The sequence below is a fragment of the Chromobacterium vaccinii genome, from assembly GCF_001855275.1.
In the GTDB taxonomy this organism is placed as follows: Bacteria; Pseudomonadota; Gammaproteobacteria; order Burkholderiales; family Chromobacteriaceae; genus Chromobacterium; species Chromobacterium vaccinii.
In genome coordinates, this window is record NZ_CP017707.1 from 720,911 (window position 1) to 739,926 (window position 19,016).

At 58.5% G+C, this 19,016-nt stretch carries 20 protein-coding genes; 14 read left to right on the top strand and 6 right to left on the bottom strand.

The window, feature by feature from the left end; genetic code table 11:
- Positions 1 to 53 precede the first annotated feature (53 nt).
- A complete protein-coding gene (locus BKX93_RS03225; protein ID WP_144408734.1) occupies positions 54 to 680 on the top strand; it encodes a hypothetical protein in 627 nt (208 codons plus the stop codon).
- Between the two features lie 280 nt (positions 681 to 960).
- On the opposite strand, the gene BKX93_RS23545 is transcribed toward BKX93_RS03225, so the two are convergent.
- Positions 961 to 1,533, bottom strand: a complete 573-nt coding sequence (locus tag BKX93_RS23545) for a hypothetical protein (protein ID WP_145929243.1) — start codon at positions 1,531 to 1,533, stop codon at positions 961 to 963.
- Between BKX93_RS23545 and BKX93_RS03235 the strand changes: the two genes are divergently transcribed.
- From BKX93_RS03235 to BKX93_RS24460, 5 genes are all read left to right on the top strand, one after another.
- Positions 1,519 to 2,214: a VIT1/CCC1 transporter family protein gene (locus tag BKX93_RS03235; RefSeq protein WP_070978711.1), complete on the top strand. Its 696-nt coding sequence runs from the start codon at positions 1,519 to 1,521 to the stop codon at positions 2,212 to 2,214. The genes BKX93_RS23545 and BKX93_RS03235 overlap by 15 nt on opposite strands.
- 180 nt (positions 2,215 to 2,394) lie before the next feature.
- Positions 2,395 to 2,886 carry an SRPBCC family protein gene (locus BKX93_RS03240; RefSeq protein WP_070978713.1) on the top strand — a complete coding sequence of 164 codons (492 nt, stop codon included), beginning with the start codon at positions 2,395 to 2,397 and terminating at the stop codon, positions 2,884 to 2,886.
- Positions 2,887 to 3,116: 230 nt separating this feature from the next.
- Entirely contained in the window at positions 3,117 to 3,308 is a 192-nt protein-coding gene (locus BKX93_RS03245) for a CsbD family protein (RefSeq protein WP_222103283.1), read from the top strand.
- A gap of 70 nt (positions 3,309 to 3,378) precedes the next feature.
- A complete protein-coding gene (locus tag BKX93_RS03250) occupies positions 3,379 to 3,696 on the top strand; it encodes a BON domain-containing protein (protein WP_070978714.1) in 318 nt (105 codons plus the stop codon).
- 92 nt (positions 3,697 to 3,788) lie between these two features.
- Complete coding sequence (locus tag BKX93_RS24460) at positions 3,789 to 3,956, top strand: DUF3309 domain-containing protein (protein ID WP_115618076.1); 168 nt, start codon at positions 3,789 to 3,791, stop codon at positions 3,954 to 3,956.
- Positions 3,957 to 4,457: 501 nt separating this feature from the next.
- Here BKX93_RS24460 and BKX93_RS03255 read toward each other — a convergent pair.
- Positions 4,458 to 4,961, bottom strand: coding sequence for a permease (locus BKX93_RS03255; protein ID WP_046156935.1), 504 nt, complete (start codon positions 4,959 to 4,961; stop codon positions 4,458 to 4,460).
- 413 nt (positions 4,962 to 5,374) lie between these two features.
- On the opposite strand from BKX93_RS03255, the gene BKX93_RS03260 reads away from it, so the two are divergent.
- Together BKX93_RS03260 and BKX93_RS03265 are read left to right on the top strand one after the other, a co-directional pair.
- The gene (locus tag BKX93_RS03260; RefSeq protein WP_046156934.1) at positions 5,375 to 6,136 is read left to right on the top strand and encodes a Crp/Fnr family transcriptional regulator; all 762 of its coding nucleotides are present in this window, start codon (positions 5,375 to 5,377) and stop codon (positions 6,134 to 6,136) included.
- A gap of 120 nt (positions 6,137 to 6,256) precedes the next feature.
- Positions 6,257 to 6,652, top strand: a complete 396-nt coding sequence (locus BKX93_RS03265) for a BON domain-containing protein (RefSeq protein WP_145929244.1) — start codon at positions 6,257 to 6,259, stop codon at positions 6,650 to 6,652.
- Positions 6,653 to 6,686: 34 nt separating this feature from the next.
- Here BKX93_RS03265 and BKX93_RS03270 read toward each other — a convergent pair whose 3' ends face one another.
- Positions 6,687 to 7,910, bottom strand: a complete 1,224-nt coding sequence (locus tag BKX93_RS03270; RefSeq protein ID WP_070978716.1) for an SAM-dependent methyltransferase — start codon at positions 7,908 to 7,910, stop codon at positions 6,687 to 6,689.
- Positions 7,911 to 8,407: 497 nt separating this feature from the next.
- On the opposite strand from BKX93_RS03270, the gene BKX93_RS03275 reads away from it, so the two are divergent.
- On the top strand, positions 8,408 to 8,971 hold the full coding sequence (locus BKX93_RS03275) for a lipid-binding SYLF domain-containing protein (protein WP_046156932.1): 564 nt from the start codon (positions 8,408 to 8,410) through the stop codon (positions 8,969 to 8,971).
- Between the two features lie 86 nt (positions 8,972 to 9,057).
- Here the strand turns inward: BKX93_RS03275 and BKX93_RS03280 are convergent, their stop codons facing one another.
- A complete protein-coding gene (locus BKX93_RS03280; RefSeq protein WP_070978718.1) occupies positions 9,058 to 9,852 on the bottom strand; it encodes a Crp/Fnr family transcriptional regulator in 795 nt (264 codons plus the stop codon).
- A gap of 735 nt (positions 9,853 to 10,587) precedes the next feature.
- Between BKX93_RS03280 and BKX93_RS03285 the strand changes: the two genes are divergently transcribed.
- The 5 genes from BKX93_RS03285 (at position 10,588) to rnk (ending at position 14,580) form a co-directional block, all read left to right on the top strand.
- Positions 10,588 to 11,346: a Crp/Fnr family transcriptional regulator gene (locus BKX93_RS03285; RefSeq protein WP_046156931.1), complete on the top strand. Its 759-nt coding sequence runs from the start codon at positions 10,588 to 10,590 to the stop codon at positions 11,344 to 11,346.
- Positions 11,347 to 11,535: 189 nt separating this feature from the next.
- Positions 11,536 to 12,726, top strand: coding sequence for a vWA domain-containing protein (locus BKX93_RS03290; protein WP_070978719.1), 1,191 nt, complete (start codon positions 11,536 to 11,538; stop codon positions 12,724 to 12,726).
- Positions 12,727 to 12,849: 123 nt separating this feature from the next.
- Positions 12,850 to 12,984: a hypothetical protein gene (locus BKX93_RS25870; RefSeq protein WP_021479079.1), complete on the top strand. Its 135-nt coding sequence runs from the start codon at positions 12,850 to 12,852 to the stop codon at positions 12,982 to 12,984.
- Positions 12,985 to 13,156: 172 nt separating this feature from the next.
- Positions 13,157 to 14,014 carry a flagellin N-terminal helical domain-containing protein gene (locus tag BKX93_RS03295; RefSeq protein ID WP_046156929.1) on the top strand — a complete coding sequence of 286 codons (858 nt, stop codon included), beginning with the start codon at positions 13,157 to 13,159 and terminating at the stop codon, positions 14,012 to 14,014.
- A gap of 161 nt (positions 14,015 to 14,175) precedes the next feature.
- Entirely contained in the window at positions 14,176 to 14,580 is a 405-nt protein-coding gene (gene rnk, locus BKX93_RS03300) for a nucleoside diphosphate kinase regulator (RefSeq protein ID WP_046156928.1), read from the top strand.
- Positions 14,581 to 14,747: 167 nt separating this feature from the next.
- Here the strand turns inward: rnk and BKX93_RS03305 are convergent, their stop codons facing one another.
- Positions 14,748 to 15,881, bottom strand: coding sequence for an HD-GYP domain-containing protein (locus tag BKX93_RS03305; protein ID WP_046156927.1), 1,134 nt, complete (start codon positions 15,879 to 15,881; stop codon positions 14,748 to 14,750).
- Positions 15,878 to 18,955, bottom strand: coding sequence for a response regulator (locus tag BKX93_RS03310; protein WP_070978721.1), 3,078 nt, complete (start codon positions 18,953 to 18,955; stop codon positions 15,878 to 15,880). Before BKX93_RS03310 ends, BKX93_RS03305 begins: the two co-directional genes overlap by 4 nt.
- Positions 18,956 to 19,016 lie beyond the last annotated feature (61 nt).

Genomic DNA, 19,016 nt, shown 5'->3' on the forward strand with positions numbered 1-19,016 from the left:
TTTTACAGGCAACCCGACATGACGCGGCGCTCCCCACGCATCAGGAGAACATCATGCTCCCCCCCGTTGATCCAAAAGCATCCGCTACCAAGGAGGCCAAAGCATCGTTCCCGCCCTATGCGCTCAACAGGGACCACACGGTATCGGTAATCTACCCCAGCCACGAAGAGGCTGAGGGAGTTCGCCAGCGCCTGATCGCTAGCGGCATCGCCATCAACCAGATGCATATCCTGCATCAAGCGCCGCAGGCCATCACCGACGATGGCCGCGATGAGGTGCTCAAAAACATTCTGGTGGATGGCGCCATCGCCACGGCGGTAGGCGCCGGAGCAGGCGTTGCCGGCACATTGATTCTGATGGCCGAGGGCATCACCCTGTTTATCAGCAGTCCGGCGGTCGCCCCCCTTGTGATGCTGGGCTGGTTCGCCAGCTTGGGCGGCATGCTTGGCTCCATCAGCGGAGTGACCGCGCCCTGTTCCCCCAAAGCCGGCGCCGCGCGCAAGGAGGGCAGGTTTTCCGAATTAGTGATGGATGCCATTCAGACCGGCAATACGGTGTTGATTGTGCACACCCACAATATGATAGAACAGGGAAGAGCCAAAACGATCATCGGCGAATCGCTGCAAGGCCGAGACAAGATCCTGACGGGACATCGCGCCGACTCCACGGACAGCGATTAGTCGCGGGTTTCGGAGATCAAGCAACAGACATACGGGGGACGGGTATGCGAAATCCAACGCCCCCGGAGCGCATAGCAAGAGCGCCGACCCGAACAAGAAGCCGGCGGTAGGCGCCCCCCTGCCGGGGGGCAACACCCCGACGCAAACCACAGGCCACCCAAATCCGGCGAGCGACGCCGCTCCCCGCGACCCGGCCAAGCCGGCGGCCAGTCACGAGGCTCCGCCTCGTGAAGGCTACACCCCGCCAAAGGCCTAAACTCGCAGCCGAAACCACTACGGCTTAGATAGCTGGCTTGGGCGTTGATCCCGAATCAGGGTGGCGCACCACTGGCTTCAACCGCGGCGGGTTCCATGGCGGCGAATGAAAGAAGCGATCGCTCCGCGCAAAGTGGAGCGATCCGGCCCCAATCACCAAGTGATGGAAAGGCATCTCCAGCACTTCACTAACCGTCATCCGCTGTCGCGCCGCGCAGGCCAGCAGATGGCCCAGAGGTTCGGCCGCAGGGCCAAAGACTTCAGCGCCAAGCAGCATGCCGCGGCCCAGCCCAGCGCCCCCTTCAGCGATGCCATACTCCTCCTTGATCAACAACACCGAAAACAAACGCTCCAGATGGTAAACAACCGGTTCCGGCGGCAAGCCTAGCCGATCTGCCGCTATCGTGAAGGAGGGACGGTATCTTCCCGCCAGCGCGCCTCCCCAGTCGAAAAGGGGCATCCGGATGCCTGGAGAACATGCGCAAGAACGAATGCGCCGGCCACCGCCTACAACATACGCAAGGCGGATTTCACGCAACGCGTCGCGGCGAAACGACAGGACGCGCGCCACAGGAGCTTGAGCATGCATGTAGGCCATAGGGAGCGACACCTCTCAGACAGGATAGGCTGGCTGCGGGCAGCCGTGCTAGGCGCAAACGATGGCATTGTCTCCACCGCCAGCCTGATCGTGGGGGTGGCCGCCGCGCATGGGAACCACAGCAATATTCTGGTTGCCGGCGTCGCCGGCCTGGTGGCCGGGGCGATGTCGATGGCCACCGGAGAATATGTATCCGTCCACTCGCAGAAAGACACAGAGCAAGTGGCGCTCGAACAAGAGCGCAAGGAATTGCAGAGCAATAATGCGGCGGAACACAAGGAATTAGCCGCCATCTATGTGCGCCGTGGGCTGGATCCTGCGCTTGCCAGGCAGGTCGCAGAGCAATTGATGGCGCATGACGCGTTGGGCGCGCATGCCCGCGACGAGCTCGGCATTTTTGCGACGCAGCGCGCTCGGCCGTTGCAGGCGGCGCTGGCTTCTGCCGCCAGCTTCACGATGGGGGCGGCGCTTCCGATCGCGGTGGCGGTATTGTCCAGCGGCACCAGCCTGATTCCCATCGTATCAGCCGCGTCCTTGGCGTTTCTGGCGCTGCTGGGCGCAGTGGCGGCGCGGGCGGGCGGCGCGCCGGTCGCAGCCGGCGCCATGCGCGTCACCTTTTGGGGAGCGCTGGCGATGGGCATGACCGCTGGGGTCGGGTCCATGCTTGGCGTCGCTCCATGATTTCAGGGGAGTTTAGGGAGGCTCCTAGATAGCCGGTTTGCCGCGCCCATGGTCGTAAACGACGCAGCCGGACCGGGATTCACCGCAGCAAATTTGGCTGGATGCCAGTCTCGGCCTCTCGCTGCAGGTGAATGGAAATCGACATGGTGTGTTTTCTCCCCATGAACGGCGGGAGGCCAGATGGCTGAGTACCGGTTTTCCACCATATGGCGGATCCACGCGCCGCTGCCCGCGGTGTGGGATGCGATTTTCCATGCGGATGCCTGGCCTTCATGGTGGAAAAGCGCAAAACAGGTTGCCGAAATCGAAAGCGGCGACGCGCATGGCGTCGGCACGCTGCACCGCTATACCTGGAAAGGAGCCTTGCCATACCGGTTGAGCTTCAATATGCGGGTAACCCGTATCGAGCCCTTCCGAGTTTTGGAAGGAAAAGCCAGCGGCGCAGTGGAAGGAAAGGGAATATGGCATTTTTCCAACCATGAAGCCTGCACCGTCGTACGGTACGACTGGCACATCCATACCACTATCTGGTGGATGAATTGGCTAGCGCCACTGGCTTGCCGCCTGTTCCGCTGGAACCACGACGAGGTAATGCGGCAAGGCGCCAGGGGGTTGGCGCAGAGGCTGGGCGTAAATGTTGAAATGGATGGTCGGACATTCCCGCCGCAATAACAGGCCCGCCCCGGCGGTAAAGCCACCGCGCCCTACCCACAAAATGCTTATCGGGTCTGCAAACCGGATCCGGATGCCGCTCATCGGGACCCCATCCATCGAGAATATCCAGACATTTCCAAATATGTGTGACAACAAACAGACCTGGCACAGCCGATGACTTACTGTGCGAGTGTACGGCAGTCGCCGTGCGTCGACATTAAGTCGGCTGGACTTTTCAGGAGAGAATCATGGGCATCAATAAAGATCAGGTAAAAGGGCGTATTGAAGAAGCTAAAGGCAAAGTGAAGGAAGTCGTCGGCAAGGCCGTCGGCAATAAGGAACTGGAAGTGAAAGGCAACATCCAGAAAAACGTAGGCGCGGTTCAGGCATCGGTAGGCGATGCGAAAGAGGATATCGCAAAGACGCTAAAAGCGCCTTAACCGCCAAGCGGAACTGGCATGTGGCTTCGTTCAATGCCCGTTCGACCGAAACCAAGCAAATGGAGAAATCATGGATATCAAACTCAGCCGCACCTTATTATTGTTGGGAGTGTTGCTTGGCCCCGTAGTTGCTTATGCCTACGACACCTCGACGGACACGCCAGGACAATATTTGGATGATGCCGCCATCACAGTCAAGGTCAAAACAGCATTCACCGAAGACAAGTGGGTTAAAGGACTGGCCATCAATGTCCGGACTGATCATGGCGTCGTTGATCTGAACGGCACCGTCAACAGCAAAAATGAATCCGACCGCGCCACAGAACTGGCGACGCAGGTCAAATTGGTCAGGGCGGTTCACAACAACCTGACCATCATGTCGCGCTAGCGACTAACCGGTGGCCGCCAGCACAAGACAATGGCAAATCTGTGCGCGCCAATGTTGACGGTCAAAGTTTCGCTTCTTACTGGGAGAAAAACATGGACTTACTCATTATTGCAATTTTGCTCTTGCTGCTGTTTGGTGGAGGTGGCGGCTTATATTGGGGTCTGGGCATGGGCTGGGGCATTGGCCCTATCGGACTGATCGTTACCGTACTGATCATCTCTTTCTTGCTGTTTGGCTATCGTGGAAGAAGGGGCAACTGAAAATGATGAGCGTCTTGGGGGCGTGGCATGAGATACGGAAGGATATTTCGCTCCGCCCTGAAGCGTTGAATCTATTGATTCTACAGGTCCAACAGCGCCTTGCCCCATGTCCCGGACAAGCCGGCCGCCATGAGACACGGACGTGTGAAGGCTTGCATCCCGCCCAAGGTCTGAACGCGCTGCCACTGCCGCCATTACTCCCCTCGCTGGCTTGAAACTTAATCCTGAGTCAAATGAGAAAAGCGATCGTTCCACGTTGCGCCGACCGATCTGGCGATTCCCCGTTACCGCTCCAGAGCTGGAAGACTCATCTTCAGACTCACCTCACGCGTAAAGCCGCGAGCCGCCAACAAAACCTCATAGAGAACCTGGGACAAGATGCGCCGAAGCCGGCAGTACAAGTGGTGGGCAATAAGGCGCGAGGAAGCGCAACGCAGGATCAGAGGTTTTGTTAGCGGCTCTTCGCAATCGATGCCGCCTGCCACGCTACGCGTAACCCACTCAAACGGTTTGCCAGTTGGCGAAGCCGTCAAGAATCGCATTCGCTCTCCCGACTTCCTCAATATTCCCATGTATCACCAGCACATACTTGTCCGCCTTCAGCGCAGTTTCATACTGGACGGCCTGCTCGGCGCTTACCCCCACCCTGGTCAGCGCGGCCCCCAGCGCGGACAAGCCGCCGATCACCACCGCGCCTTCCAAGGCGCCAATCAAAGCCGTGACCACCGGCCCTGCCATGGCCATCAGCCCCAGCCCCGGCAGAAAGAAGATTGCCGGGGCGATCAGCAAGCCCCACAACCCCCCCCAGAATGCGCCTATGCCTCCCCAGGCTTTCATTTTATCGCCCACAGAATAGAAACCGAAAGGATGCTCCTCGCCATGGTAGCCCTTGCTGATGATCGATAGTTTCTTGACATCGAAACCAGCCTTGCTCAACAAACGCATGGCGTCTTCCGTTTGAATATGGGTGTTGTAGACATACCCAGACGAGTTGATATGTTCCATGGCTTTTCCTTTCGGAATTATCGCTGATTGGACTACCCACCCACATTTATGGGTTCGAATCAAGGCTTCCACCCTCCGCCTTTCAGCACGACATGCCAATATCGACAGTGACCAACTGCGTTACTGTCGTCATAAGATGTCATCCCAAACTGAAGGGTGATGCGGCATAGTGGACTTCATGATTGAAAACATCGGTGCGGTATCACACATAAATTGAAATATGATTCACAAAAACTTAGAATTAAATAATTACTCACACACCCCGAAACCATCCCCCGCTTTGCTGCTTGAAATATGAAATCAACTCAGTCAAAAAGCCTGCCGAATTCTTTATGTGCGATAGCGCACATACAATGCCATTTCATACTCCTAAAGTACAGGCCAAACAAAAGCCTGCCATCAGGGGAATAGACATGACCATGCAGACAGAAGCGGCACTCAACAGCATGTTGGCAACACTATCAGCCACCGAGTGGCAACGCATCCACCCTAAGCTCGAGATGATTGATATGCCATTAGGCACAACTCTATATGATTCCAGCCATGCGATGAGCTATGTCTATTTCCCCTGCAGCGCCACCATAGCATTGCTTCACATAAGCAAAAGTGGCATTGCCGCCGAGATCGCCATCATTGGCAGAGAAGGCATGGCTGGCATTTCTCTTATGGTCGGAGGAGAACCCATCCCTAGCCGGGCCGTGGTGCAAAGCGCGGGCTATGGTTTCCGGCTGGAATCCCGCGCGCTGAAAAACGAGTTTGGCAATTCCACTTTATCCATGCCCCTTTTTCTGCGCTATACGCAAGCCCTGATTACCCAGATGGCGCAAACCACATCATGCAGACACCATCACTCGCTGGAGCAACAACTCTGCCGCTGGCTGCTGCTGAGCCTGGAAAGACAGCCAGGAAATGAGCTGGAACTGAAGGAAGATTTAATTGGCGACATACTAGGGGCTGAACGCGAGGAGGTAATGGATTCCGCGCAGGGCTTGCAACGCTCAGGACTAATCCATTATGAAAATAGCCGCATCATCGCATTGGATAAGGCAGGCCTGAAGCAGCGCGCTTGCGAATGCTACGTCGAGATCAAATCGGCATACGAACGGCTGCTGAACGCCTCCCTTGATGGACTAGCGCCCACGTCTCGCCCGCTAGATTTGAGCAACAGCCCATGACCGTGCTACAGCGCACAGACCATTCGCGCAAGATCCGCCATTCTTTGACGGCAATGCTCTGTGGAGGCTTCAGTACCACCCTCTGCATGACATTGAATTCCCTTGCAAAAGGAGCCAATCATGCTTAGCCAATCCACTCAACACGCGACAGGCATTACGCTGCTCATTGCCTATGCCGCTTTGATCGCCATATCAGGCAACGCTTATGGCAATAACAACGCAACCGAGCAGCTTGATACGCCCCTCTCTGCCGCCACAGGCAATACCTACGCCCAAGGCACGGAGGTGAGCAGTTATGTGGCCGATGCGGTGATTACTGGCAAAGTCAAAGCCGCCATTCTCCACGATCCGGAGCTGACATCCTATGAAATCCGGGTGGAAACCGACAATGGCCGAGTGATGCTGAGCGGACAAGTCGATACCCAGGCTGAAATTGATCGGGCCGGGGATCTGGCGCTTGGGATCAAGGAAGTCAGGGCTGTCATCAACTACATGAAAGTCAATAACGTCCAATAAGCATTTTGTTTCCGATCCGTCATGCCCCACATGCTCAGGGAGTGAGCTTCGAGCCCGCTTCGGGGCCGGCATACATATACCGCCGCGACCACTCCAGGCCATCGGCATGACGGCCGGCCTTGTGGCACAGCACCTGATAGATGCTCACCACATCATGCCGGAAGGCATAGGCGCAGCCCGCAAGGTATACGCGCCAGATACGGAACTTCTCCTCGCCCACCTCCTGGCGGATGCCCTCGCTGTGGTTTTCAAAGTTTTTCGCCCAGCACGCCAAGGTCTGCGCATAGTGGCGACGTAAGTTTTCCACATCCAGAGCCTCCAGCCCGCCTAATTGCATGGTACGCAGCACCTCTCCGACATGCGGCAGCTCCCCACCGGGGAAAACGTATCTTTCAATGAAGCGGCCAGCCCCGAACGGCGCATCCACACTATCGGCGCTGGACATGGTGATGCCGTGATTCAACGCCATCCCGTTATCACACAGCAAGCCGTGAATACGTCTGAAGTAATCCGGCAAGCCCTTGACGCCCACATGCTCGCACATCCCTACGCTGGCGATGCGGTCGAACTGGCCTTGAACATCCCGATAGTCCTGCAGCCGGATCTCGACCCGGTCTTGCAGGCCGGCCGCGCGCACCCTGGCCGTCGCAGTTTCATATTGATTGCGCGACAGCGTGATTCCCAGGCAGCGCGCGCCAAAACGTTGCGCGGCGCGTATCGCCAGCCCTCCCCAACCACAACCTATGTCCAAAAAGGTCTGTCCGGGCGCCAGCCTCAGCTTGGTCAGGATATGATCCATCTTCTTGACCTGCGCGTCCGCCAAGCTCTCGCAGCCAGTTTCGAAATAAGCGCAGGAGTACATCATCTGCGGATCCAGCCACAGGGCATAGAACACGTCCGACACATCATAGTGAAATTGGATGGCCTGCTTGTCGGCCTTGCGCGAGTGCCGGAAATAGCCGGCGATGGTCTGGAAGCGCTTGTTGTGGCTGCGGGACAGGGAGTAGGCCAGGTTGATGACGTCATCCAGCGCGCCGTCCACATCGAAAACGCCACGCACATAGGCCTCGCCAAGGCCATCCAGGCTTGGCGATAACAAGTATCTCAACGCTGACGCCTCCCTGACATACATGGTCACCAGAGGGCGTTCGAAAGCGCCAAAATCGATCTGCTGATCATCCCACACCAGACGCGCCGCAAAAGGATTGTTCTGCCGAATCTGCTTTGCCCATTGTTCAATATCGTTTTGCCAAGCCATGACCCAGCCTCCTTTCAGAAGCGATCCAGACTGCTCTACCCATGGGAGATCCATATGTCGTTCTGCAACTCGCCTGCTACACCCGCCATGTTGAACATGGTTGGGCCAGGGTAGCCCCATAAATACCATCGGTATGTACGCTTGCGCACATACCAGAACCCCTCGAACGACCTCGGCTTTCAACCAAGCCGCACGAGCAAGCTATTGCGTCTGAGGCGCAACGCGCGATCAGGGATTTTACGAGCGCCACTTAAACGCGCGTCATCTGCGATGCGGACTTTTCGAAATAGCCAACGCCTAAGACTGACAGCCGCTTCCCATCGCAGGCATCCAAACGTCGATTCGAGATGCTATGTACGGCAACGAACAGAGCCCTCTCCGTCCCCCCGATAAAATGGGGTGAAATTCACCATGACTACGGCGGAGCATGAATGCGTCAAGTTTTCACGCCATGGGATTAGAGGTGAGTTTTTAAACCCACTCCAAGGAGTCCAGCCATGATCCACCTCATACGAAATTTGCAAAAAATATTTCTGCCGGCAGCAGCTGCCTTCGTTCTGTGTTTTGCCAGCGGCTCCGCCTTTGCCGCATCGGCGCAAGACCTGGATGAGGACGCGCAGCAATCGCTGCAAATGCTGTATCAAAAGAGCCCGGTAGCCGAAAATCTTTCACGAAAAGCCGCCGCCATTTTGGTATTTCCGAAGATTATCAAAGCCGGGTTGATCTTTGGCGGCGCATATGGCGAGGGTGTATTGCTGGAAGAGGGGCGCCCCAACGGCTACTACAACTCAGTCACCGCATCCTGGGGCTGGCAGGCCGGAGCCGAATCCTACGGCTATGTGGTCTTCCTGATGAACCAGAAAGCCGTCCGCTATCTGAAGAAGTCCATGGGATGGGAAATCGGCACAGGCCCCAGCGTGATCGTAGTCAATGAAGGGATCGCAAAAAATCTGAGCACGACGACTTTGCGCAACGATGCCTATGCCTTCATCTTTGACCAACAGGGCTTGATGGCCAGTCTGAGCATTGAAGGCACCAAGATTTCCCACATCAAGCGCTGATGTCCGGCATTCGGCCCCCTGGCGATAACTGTCGTCACAAGCCCAGCCAGGCAGTGGCAGGCCATCTTGGCCTGCCCACCGCCATCTCAGTCTGGGCCCAGCACGGCATGGTCCAAATTTCGCGCGGCAGCGCACGCCGCATCACAGGATTTGGCGCTGGGGACGCTCATTGCAGGCGATATTCGCCATTCACCCAGCGTGTCGGCGTAGATTTGCCGGTTAGCGGCATAACAAACACACGCCATAGCCTCAAGCCCGCCACGATCAAGCACAACAACCCGCCCGCGGTGATATTCAATCAACCCCCTGCTCTGTAGCGCGCCGGCAGCCATGGTTATGCTGACGCGGCGCACACCCAGCATATGCGCGAGAAATTCATGCGTGACATGAAAATCATCCGCACATACATGGTCGTGCTCGATCAAAAGCCTGGATGCCAAGCGCCCGCCCAGAGGGTGAAATCGCATGCAGACTGCAGACAAGGCCCATTGCCTCATCAGTACGGAAAGATATTGATGCACCACCAATTGCAGCGGCTTGTTATTTGACAGCTCGCCGCGGAACGCCTCGGCGCGAATTCTCCAGGCCAAGCCTGGTCTTTGTACCAGGGCATGCAGAGGATCGACTGCCGTACCCCATGCCAGGTGCGCGCCCAACATGCCTTCGCATCCGGCCACGCCGATCTCAAGCTGATGATGATTTAGATCTTCAGCCAGTAAGGAAATGGAACTTTGACGCGGGAAATAGGCATAAGAAGCGCTGCCGCCCTGCTTGCAGAGCGCTTCCGCCAGAATCAACTCCACGGGCTCGCAATGCGCCAGCAAGTGGATGCGGTCATCGCTAGGCAGCAATCCGATTAAATGATTCTCGATGATGGACACGGAAATGCCTCCAGGTCATTCCCCTATTGGACACACAAACAGACTCATCCCTTTAGAGCCGCTGACAAAACTCCTGATTCTGCCTTGCGCCTCCTTGCCGTACCTGTGTATTGCCTGCGTAGGCGCGCCTTGGCTAAGGTTATCTACGTGGTTTTGTTAGCCGCGCTGAGCGGGTCTAATATCGCAACTACATTCTATCCAGCCTAAATCGCGCTGACTGTGGGCAAGCGCACCTAAGCGGAATGGAGAACCTAAAATCATCAACATGTTATGTTTATTGACCAGTTCCACCATTCCCAGCCCCGGGCGTCGCTAAAATTAGTGCCCATGGTCACAAATGGTTATGAGGATATACTTTGCATGCTCAGATTTCACGAACAAATACAAAAGCTTACCAGCCGAAATAGTTGGACAAACCAGAGAACTACAGTACATTTAATTAATTCCGCAACGCACAATGCACTTCTCATGTCCAATCTGTGAATGCTTGTTATTGGGATGACGTAAAAATGCGCTTGACGCAATTCCGTGCCGGTAGGACTTGTTCCTGGTAGGAAATCCAGTCCACAGCCACCCGCTGAGGCATTGTCCGACTGGCATTGAGCGGCTTGATTGGGATGCGCAGCGATAAAGATAGGGTTCGCTTTGCCGCATGGATGATCTCCACGCTAAGCAGCTCAAAACAATCACTCCCATTTCGCGTCGCTGCAAACAGCGGCTTCGCCAGGAGGTTGTATGGAAAATACCGTGATGGAACTACCCTCATTGCAACAGAACCATATTCTGGCGTCCTTGCCAAAAGACACCTTGGAGCGGCTCGTCCAGCACTTGGAACTGGTGTCGCTGCCATTGGGCAAGGTTCTATATGAATCCGGCGACACCCTGCGCAATGTCTATTTTCCGACCACCGCCATCGTGTCCCTGCTATATGTGATGGGAAACGGCGCATCGGCGGAAATCGCCGTGGTCGGCAACGAAGGCATGGTGGGCATGGCCCTGTTCATGGGTGGCGAAAGCACCACCAATCGCGCCATCGTGCAGAGCGCAGGGAAGGTCTACCGCCTGCAAGCGTCCCGCTTCAAGGAAGAAATCAATCGGCACAGCGAACTATTGCAGCTGATGCTGCGTTACACCCAAGCCCTGATCACGCAAATGGCGCAGACAGCGGTCTGCAATCGACATCACACCATCGATCAGCAGTTGTGCCGCTGGTTGCTGCTCTCCTTGGACCGTTTACCCAGCAACCACCTGACCATGACCCAGGAGCTGATCGCCAATATGCTAGGCGTACGGCGGGAAGGCGTAACCGAAGCGGCCTGCAAGTTGCAAAAACAGGGCGTGATCGAATACAACCGCGGCCACATTACCGTGAAGGACCGCCCCAAACTGGAGCAGCTGTGTTGCGAGTGCTATGCCGTTGTAAAAAAGGAAACGGATCGCTTGCTGCCGTACACGACGCGACAGCCCCATGGCAGCTTCAGCACCATGCGCTAGGCCTGTGGGCGCTCCAGACGCCGCGCGGCTCTGGCCAAGTCGGAGGATGCCTGGAAGGATAGGCGCCCCTACCGATATTTCTTGCGCTCCCTCATCCCTGCCAGCCTCCGGCCCCTCCCCTCTCTTCGCCTCTCGACTCTGGCATGGCTATCGGATTACCATTTGCCGCCATCACCTCGCAAACCCAATATGCTAATCGATTTCTTCTATGCCTTGCGCAACGCCGGCTTGCCAGTCACCCTGAAAGAATTCCTGCTATTGCTGGAAGCGCTGCAACGCAACGTCGCCTTCGGCAGCCTCGACGAGTTCTACTACCTGTCGCGCGCGGCGCTGGTCAAGGACGAAAAACACTACGACCGCTTCGACCAGGTGTTCGGCCATCACTTCAAGGGTTTGGCGCTGACGCTGGACGACCTGCAACGCGCCATCCCCGAAGACTGGCTGCGCAAACAGGCGGAGAAATATCTCAGCGAAGAAGAAAAGAAAAAGCTGGAATCCATGGGCTGGGACAAGCTGATGGAGACGCTGCGCCAGCGGCTCGAGGAGCAGAAGGAAAGACATCAGGGCGGCAACAAGTGGATAGGCACCGGCGGAACCAGCCCCTTCGGTGCCTGGGGCTATAACCCCGAAGGCGTGCGCATCGGCCAGAACCAGTCCCGCCACCGCCGCGCGGTGAAAGTGTGGGACCAGCGGGAATTCCGCAATTTCGACGACAAGGCGGAATTGGGCACCCGCAACATCAAGGTGGCGCTGCGCCGCCTGCGCGAGTTCGCCCGCGACGGCGCCGAGGAAATCCTGGATCTGGACGCCACCATCGCCGCCACCGCGCGCAAGGGCGGCATGCTGGACCTGAAAATGCAGCGCGAGCAGCATAATAACGTCAAGGTGCTGGTGCTGTTCGATGTGGGCGGATCAATGGATGATCACATTCGCGAATGCGAGGAGCTGTTTTCCGCGGTCAAGGCTGAATTCAAGCACCTGGAGTACTTCTATTTCCACAACTGCGTGTACGAATCGGTGTGGAAAGACAACAACCGCAGGCAAAGCCAGCGTTTCCCCACCTGGGACCTGATCCACACCTTCGGCCGCGACTACAAGCTGATCTTCGTCGGCGACGCCAGCATGAGCCCCTACGAAATCACCTTTCCCGGCGGCAGCGTCGAGCATATGAACGAAGAGTCCGGCGAGGTCTGGCTCAAACGGCTACTGGAGCACTTCCGCCATGCGGCATGGATCAATCCACTGACGCGGGAACACTGGGATTACACGCAATCAGTGGGCATGATCCGACAGCTGATAGGCCAGAGAATGCACCCGATGACGCTGTCCGGCCTGGATCAGGCGATGCGCGATTTGAAAAAAACTGCCGCGCCCGCTTGAAATTTTAACGTTGACTCACAACTTTTTCCTTGAGTCGGGAGCATGTTGTAGCCCAGAATGAAGTCGAGGGGCCACAACGCCAGTCCGAAACCGGCCTCAGATTAAGTTACGGGGAGTCATACCATGCAAATCCTTCTTATCGCGGCCCTTGCCGTTGCGGTGGTCGCTGTCGCCAAATTGCTGGCTGCCCCGGTACAACAGCAAGCCAAGCTGGTGCCCATCCGCATCCGCGACGAGGAAACACGCCGTCGCCGCTGAGATTCAGCCAGCCAAAGCCCAAGCGCGTCCAGGACGCGCTTTTTTGTTGCCTCTCCGTCAAAGCGCCGCAATTAGACACAATCGTTAAGAAATGGCGCTTGCCCGAACAAGTCGTTGTTTCTAAACTAGATAGGCATCATTGCATTCAATAGATTCGCGACGGAGAAACACCATGGCGCTGACTGTCAACACCAACTCGGCCTCGCTGGCCGGACAGTACCAGCTGAACAAGACTCAGCAGGCCACCAAACAGGTGCTCGCCCAGCTGAGTTCAGGATCCAAGCTGAACAGCGCGGCCGACAACGCCGCCAACCTGGCCATCGCCCAGCAACTTCAAGCGCAGATCAACGGCAACAATCAGGCGATCAACAACACCAATGACGGCGTGTCGATGCTGCAAACCGCCGACTCGGCGCTGAGCCAGCTGCAAGACAACACCCAGCAGATCCAGACCCTGGCGATCCAGGCCGGCAACGGCGCGCTGAGCGCGAGCAACCGCCAGGCGCTGCAGCAGCAGGTTGACCAGCTGACCCAGAGCAACTCGCAAATCATCCAGAGCACGCAATTCAACGGCACCCAGTTGCTGAACAACAGCAACTCCAGCACATTTCAGGTCGGTCCCAATGGCACCAGCAGCAATCAGATCACGGTGCCTGGCATCGATCTGACCAATACGCCGGCCAATGGCGGCTTGAACGGCTACAACGCCAACCTGGGCGCGACCAACACCATAGACATCACCACGCAGGCGAATGCGCTGGCTGCCCAGCAAAGCACCGGCAACGACCTCAGCGCCATCTCGTCGCAACGCGCGACGCTTGGAGCGGTCAGCAACAGTTTCGACACTGTGGTCAACAATCTGCAGAACTCCACCCTGAACACTACGGCCGCGCAAAGCCGGATCAGCGATACCGACTTCGCCGCCGCGACCGCGCAATTGACTGCGCAGCAGATTCTGGGCCGCACGGGAGCAGCCACGCTGAGCCAGGCCAATGTCGCGCCGCAAGCCGCGCTGTCGCTGCTGGGCTGAGCAACTTTACGCAAAAGTTCCCCGGACAAAGAGAAAAATAATTCCAAATCTCTCTTGTTTGCCGGCCTTTGATTCCATTATCATCGACAACTGAATCCCTACGGGATTTGTCCATCGGGCACCGCAAGCGGTGCCCTTTGTCCATTTGCAAGGAGCCTTATATGTCGACCACGCCGGCAATCACCATTTCCTCCCTAGACTACGACAGGTTGTCCGTCCTGCTGGAGAGCTGCGAGCACGACCATCCGGTTGCCGGCCGCCTGGAAGACGAACTGGAGCGCGCCGACGTCGTGGATCCGCAGGCGATACCGCCCAATGTGGTCACGATGAACAGCTCCGTCCGCATTCGTCTGGGAGACGGGCAGGAAAAACTGCTGACCCTGGTCTACCCCAAGGACGCGGACAGCGAACAGGGACGAATTTCGGTGTTGGCGCCAATAGGCGCGGCGCTGCTTGGACTCTCTGTCGGCCAGAGCATCCAATGGCCGACTCCGTCCGGGCATACCGAATTGAGCGTGCTGGAAATCACTTACCAACCGGAAGCCGCCGGGGAGTACCACCGCTAGGAGCCTGACCGGAGAATCGCAAGCCAGGGCGAAAATGGCTGAAGAAGCGTAGATTGGTATGCTGAAGCTCTTGTCAACGCCGCATCGCCAACACGCAGCGGACAATGGCAGGAGCTAGACGCGCCGCATCCGGCCAGACGGATATCGAAACGATGGCGCCGCGACGCTCAGCCGCGCTCGACAGCCAACTTGGCACCCATGTCGGAGTCGGCATAAAGCAGGGCAATTTCGCGGAAGCTCTCCGTAATCTGCAAAAACGCCTTCACCATCTCCGGATCGAAGTGCCGGCCGCTGCCATCCCGTATGATCTCCACCGCCTTTTCATGCGAAAACGATGGTTTGTACACCCGCCGGGAAATCAAGGCGTCGTACACGTCGGCCACCGCCATCAACCTGGCGGACAAGGGAATGGCTTCACCGGCCAAACCTTGCGGATAGCCGCTGCCATCCCACTTTTCCTGATGGCAATACGCGATTTCCCGCGCCAACCGCAGAAAACTGCTGGGCGCGTCCAGCATGCGCTCCGCGGTGGCGATGGTGTCCCGCCCCAGCACCGTGTGCGTCTTCATCACTTCGAATTCCTCAGGCGTCAACGGCCCCGGCTTCAGCAGAATGTCGTCGGGAATGCCCACTTTGCCGATATCGTGCAGCGGAGCCGACTTGTACAGCAACTGCACCGTTTCGTCGTCCAGCAGCGGCCGATAGCGCGGATGATTGCGCAACTCCAGCGCCAGCGCGCGGACATAGTTCTGGGTGCGGCGCAGATGGTTGCCGGTTTCGTGGTCGCGCGTCTCCGCCAGCGAGGCCAGCGCCATGATGGTGACATCCTGTATCACCTGCACTTCCCGTGTCCGCCTCTCCACCTCTTCTTGCAGGAAAGCGGCCTTGTCCTCCAGAAAATCAGCCACCGCCTTGGCCCGCAAGTGAGTGCCCACCCGGGCCAGCATGATGGGGGGCGACACCGGCTTGATGATGTAGTCCGCGGCGCCGGCGTCGAAACCGGCCTGCTCATCCTCGTGTTCGCTCATCGCGGTCAGGAAAATCACCGGGATCGACTCGGTGCGGGAATCCGCCTTGAGCCGGCGGCAAACCTCCAACCCTCCCAATCCCGGCATCATCACGTCCAGCAGCACCAGATCGGGCAACACATCGCCTTCGACGATCTGCAACGCGCGCTCGCCGCTGTTCGCGATCAGTGTCCGATAGTGCGGCTTCAGCAAACCATACATCTGCGTCAGGCTCTCGGGGCTGTCGTCTACCAGCAACACCGTCTGTCGCTCGGGCAGGTTCGCTTCGCTCATCTCGAGTCCTCCGGCAGCTTCTTGCCATACGCCCGCGCCAGCTCACGCAAGGCGCCCAGCGCGGATACGAAATCAAAACCGTTCAAGGCTTGTTCGAATGGCCCGCAAGCGCCTTCCGGGAAGCAGCCCCGGATGCGGGGAGCGTGTTCGAGAAAATATCCCAGCGCGTCGCCATCGCCGACCGCCAGCAACGCCGCCAGCCGCTCAAGCAACGCATCGTCGGCTTTGGCGCCCGCCTCGGGACGCCCGAGCTCCGCCAGGCCGGCGCGCAAGGCCGCCACCACCTGTCCCAGCTCGATTTCCAGCTCCACCAACAGGCTCCGCCACTCCTCGCGCGCTCGGATCGCCATCTCCAGCCGCATCGCCGCGCCTTGCAGATCGACGAAGCCTATGCTGCCCGCCGCCCCTTTCAGCGTGTGCGCGATGCGCTCGGCAGTCTGAAAGTCGCCCTCATCCAGGGCCACGCCGGCTCGGGCGGCCGCGCCGGTCTCCTCCTCGACAAACTGCCTGAGCAGGTGCAGATAAAGCTGGCGGTTGCCGGCCACCCGGCGCAAGCCAGCCGACTGGTCCAGCCCGTCGATCTGCGGCAGCGGCGTGTTGTCGACAGCCGCCCCGCCCCGAACCTGCGGCTCACTGGTTTTCCCCACCCAGCGCGACAGCGTGGAAAACAGGATATGCGGATCTATGGGCTTGGCGACATGGTCGACCATGCCCGCCATCAGGCAGCGCTCCCGCTCTTCCACCAGCGCATCGGCCGTCATCGCGATGATGGGCAAGTCGATGAATCCGGGCAGCGCCCGGATGCGGCTGGAGGCTTCGATCCCGTCCATCACCGGCATCTGCACGTCCATCAGCACCGCGTCGAAAGCCTTGGGGCCGTAAGCGAGCAGCTTGTCCAGCGCCGCCTGCCCGTTTCCCGCCACCGTGATGGTGGCGCCCGTCCCCTCCAGCAGCTCGATCGCGATCTGCTGGTTGATGTGGTTGTCCTCCACCAGAAGCAGGTGGGCGCCGTCGAAACGGGGAAGCTGGTCAACCTCGTCGAACAGCGGCAACCCGCCGCTGCGGCCAAAACCGAACACCTCCAACAGCACATCGAACAACTGCGACAGATTGACCGGCTTGACCATGAAGGCGTCGCAGCCCGCCGCGCGCGCCTTCAGCCGAATATCGTCGCGCCCAAAGGCCGTCACCATCACGATGCGCATCTTGCGGCTGATCTGCCGCATCCGGCGCACCGTCTCCACGCCGTCCATTTCCTGCATCATCCAGTCGACGAAGACAACATCGAACGGCTTTTGCAGGCAATCCTGCCTCACCCGCGACAGCCCCTCGTTGCCGTTCAGGCATCCCTGAACTTCGAAGCCCAGCTGTTTCAGCTGCGCGCACAGCACGTCGACGGCGGACTGGTTGTCGTCCACCACCAATACCCGCAATCCGCGGATTTCCTTGGGCAGGGATTGCCTGCGCGAGTCCGTCTCCGCCGAAACGCCCAGCCAGCAACTGAAAATGAAGGAGCTGCCCCAGCCAGGGGCGGACTCCACCAGCATGGCGCCGCCCATCAGCTCCACCAGGCGCTTCGCGATGGTCAGGCCCAGGCCGGTGCCGCCGAACCGGCGGGTCGTCGAGCCGTCGGCCTGGCTGAAAGCCTGGAACAGCCGGCTCTGCTGCTCTTCGTTCATGCCGATGCCGGTATCGTGGACGCAGAATTTCAACTGCACTTTGTCGCCTATCCTCTCGGTCAGGCCGATGATGATGGACACCTGTCCCGTCTCGGTGAACTTGATCGCGTTGCCGGTCAGATTGGTCAGCACCTGTCCCAGGCGCAGCGCGTCGCCCAGCAAACCCTGCGGCACGTCGCTGGCGGTTTCGAACAGCAGCTCCAGTCCCTTGTCCTCCGCCTTCTGCGCCACCAGCGCCGACACGCCGTCCAGCACGTCGTCCAGCCAGAACGGCTGTGACTCCAGCTCCAGCCTGCCGGCTTCCACCTTGGAAAAATCGAGTATGTCGTTGATGATGCCCAGCAGCGACGTGCCGGCGTTGTGGATCTTGCCGATGTAATTGCGCTGCTGATCGTCCAGGTCGGTCCGCAGCGCCAGATAGGACATGCCGATGACCGCGTTCATCGGCGTGCGGATTTCGTGGCTCATATTGGCCAGGAACAATGATTTGGCCCGGGTGGCCTGCTCGGCGGCCTGCTTGGCCTCGCGCAGCTGCGCCGAGTTGTCGACCAGCCGCGCATACAGCAGACCGTACTCCAGCAACAGCGCCATCAACACGAAACTGGCCGCCATCAATCCGTAAATGCGGCCGGCGTAGAAGCCAAGATCGAAACGGCCGGCGTTGAACACCACGGACAGCGCGATGTCGAGTATCCAGCTGACCATCACCACGATCAGCCACAGGTCCAGCATGCTGCGCGGCCGGCGCAGCGACACCGCGACCAGAGCCAGCATGCACAAGCCCCAAACACAGGTGATCACGCCCCACATCAGCGGCGAATAGCGGCTGCCCTGCATGATCACCGGCAGAAAATCATGGCCCTGGGTGGCGAGCGCGCCCAGCAAGACCACCAACAGGAACGCCAGGGAAGCCGGCAACGCGATGGCGCGGCCAGTTCCAGCCCGCACGTCGCCGCTCAGGGTGCAGTAGAGAATCACCAGCAGGGGAAAGCCGCTGTGCCAGAACATATACAGCCAGGCCGTGGTCTGCGGCCCCGAGCCGAACAAGCCATGCTCCGCGAACAGTCCGGGAAAACTCAGCGCATGCAGCATCGCCATCAGCGCGGTGAACAGGTAGGCCGTCGCCAGTATTTGCAGGGAGCGCAGCCGCAGAATGGCCAACTGGCCGAACAACAGCACCGCGGTGATCAGGTCATTGACGGCCAGTGCGGACTGATACAGAGGAATGAACGCCCATACCTTGGGCAATTGGGTTTTGGCGAACGGCAGGATGGCGAGAAAAACCAGCGTCGAGACCACGATGACGCCGATGGCCAGCCGCGACTGCCCGCGCGTAGGGGGCAGCGAGGACAGGAATTCGAGTCCATGGTCGGTCGTCGAATCTGATGGCTGCATAAACAACGTTCTCCGCGCTGCGGTTCCGGTGTCTGCCCGTCCGCGCATGCTCTATGGCGGA

What these genes read in the sequence shown, in the direction of transcription:
- BKX93_RS03245 (WP_222103283.1), top strand. Translation starts at nt 3,117, where the DNA reads ATGGGCATCAATAAAGATCAGGTAAAAGGGCGTATTGAAGAAGCTAAA.
- BKX93_RS03260 (WP_046156934.1), top strand. Translation starts at nt 5,375, where the DNA reads ATGACCATGCAGACAGAAGCGGCACTCAACAGCATGTTGGCAACACTA.
- BKX93_RS03250 (WP_070978714.1), top strand. Translation starts at nt 3,379, where the DNA reads ATGGATATCAAACTCAGCCGCACCTTATTATTGTTGGGAGTGTTGCTT.
- BKX93_RS24460 (WP_115618076.1), top strand. Translation starts at nt 3,789, where the DNA reads ATGGACTTACTCATTATTGCAATTTTGCTCTTGCTGCTGTTTGGTGGA.
- BKX93_RS03270 (WP_070978716.1), bottom strand. Translation starts at nt 7,910, where the DNA reads ATGGCTTGGCAAAACGATATTGAACAATGGGCAAAGCAGATTCGGCAG.
- BKX93_RS25870 (WP_021479079.1), top strand. Translation starts at nt 12,850, where the DNA reads ATGCAAATCCTTCTTATCGCGGCCCTTGCCGTTGCGGTGGTCGCTGTC.
- BKX93_RS03275 (WP_046156932.1), top strand. Translation starts at nt 8,408, where the DNA reads ATGATCCACCTCATACGAAATTTGCAAAAAATATTTCTGCCGGCAGCA.
- BKX93_RS03295 (WP_046156929.1), top strand. Translation starts at nt 13,157, where the DNA reads ATGGCGCTGACTGTCAACACCAACTCGGCCTCGCTGGCCGGACAGTAC.
- BKX93_RS03240 (WP_070978713.1), top strand. Translation starts at nt 2,395, where the DNA reads ATGGCTGAGTACCGGTTTTCCACCATATGGCGGATCCACGCGCCGCTG.
- BKX93_RS23545 (WP_145929243.1), bottom strand. Translation starts at nt 1,533, where the DNA reads ATGGCCTACATGCATGCTCAAGCTCCTGTGGCGCGCGTCCTGTCGTTT.
- BKX93_RS03225 (WP_144408734.1), top strand. Translation starts at nt 54, where the DNA reads ATGCTCCCCCCCGTTGATCCAAAAGCATCCGCTACCAAGGAGGCCAAA.
- BKX93_RS03265 (WP_145929244.1), top strand. Translation starts at nt 6,257, where the DNA reads ATGCTTAGCCAATCCACTCAACACGCGACAGGCATTACGCTGCTCATT.
- BKX93_RS03255 (WP_046156935.1), bottom strand. Translation starts at nt 4,961, where the DNA reads ATGGAACATATCAACTCGTCTGGGTATGTCTACAACACCCATATTCAA.
- BKX93_RS03310 (WP_070978721.1), bottom strand. Translation starts at nt 18,955, where the DNA reads ATGCAGCCATCAGATTCGACGACCGACCATGGACTCGAATTCCTGTCC.
- BKX93_RS03290 (WP_070978719.1), top strand. Translation starts at nt 11,536, where the DNA reads ATGCTAATCGATTTCTTCTATGCCTTGCGCAACGCCGGCTTGCCAGTC.
- BKX93_RS03235 (WP_070978711.1), top strand. Translation starts at nt 1,519, where the DNA reads ATGCATGTAGGCCATAGGGAGCGACACCTCTCAGACAGGATAGGCTGG.
- BKX93_RS03285 (WP_046156931.1), top strand. Translation starts at nt 10,588, where the DNA reads ATGGAAAATACCGTGATGGAACTACCCTCATTGCAACAGAACCATATT.
- BKX93_RS03305 (WP_046156927.1), bottom strand. Translation starts at nt 15,881, where the DNA reads ATGAGCGAAGCGAACCTGCCCGAGCGACAGACGGTGTTGCTGGTAGAC.
- rnk (WP_046156928.1), top strand. Translation starts at nt 14,176, where the DNA reads ATGTCGACCACGCCGGCAATCACCATTTCCTCCCTAGACTACGACAGG.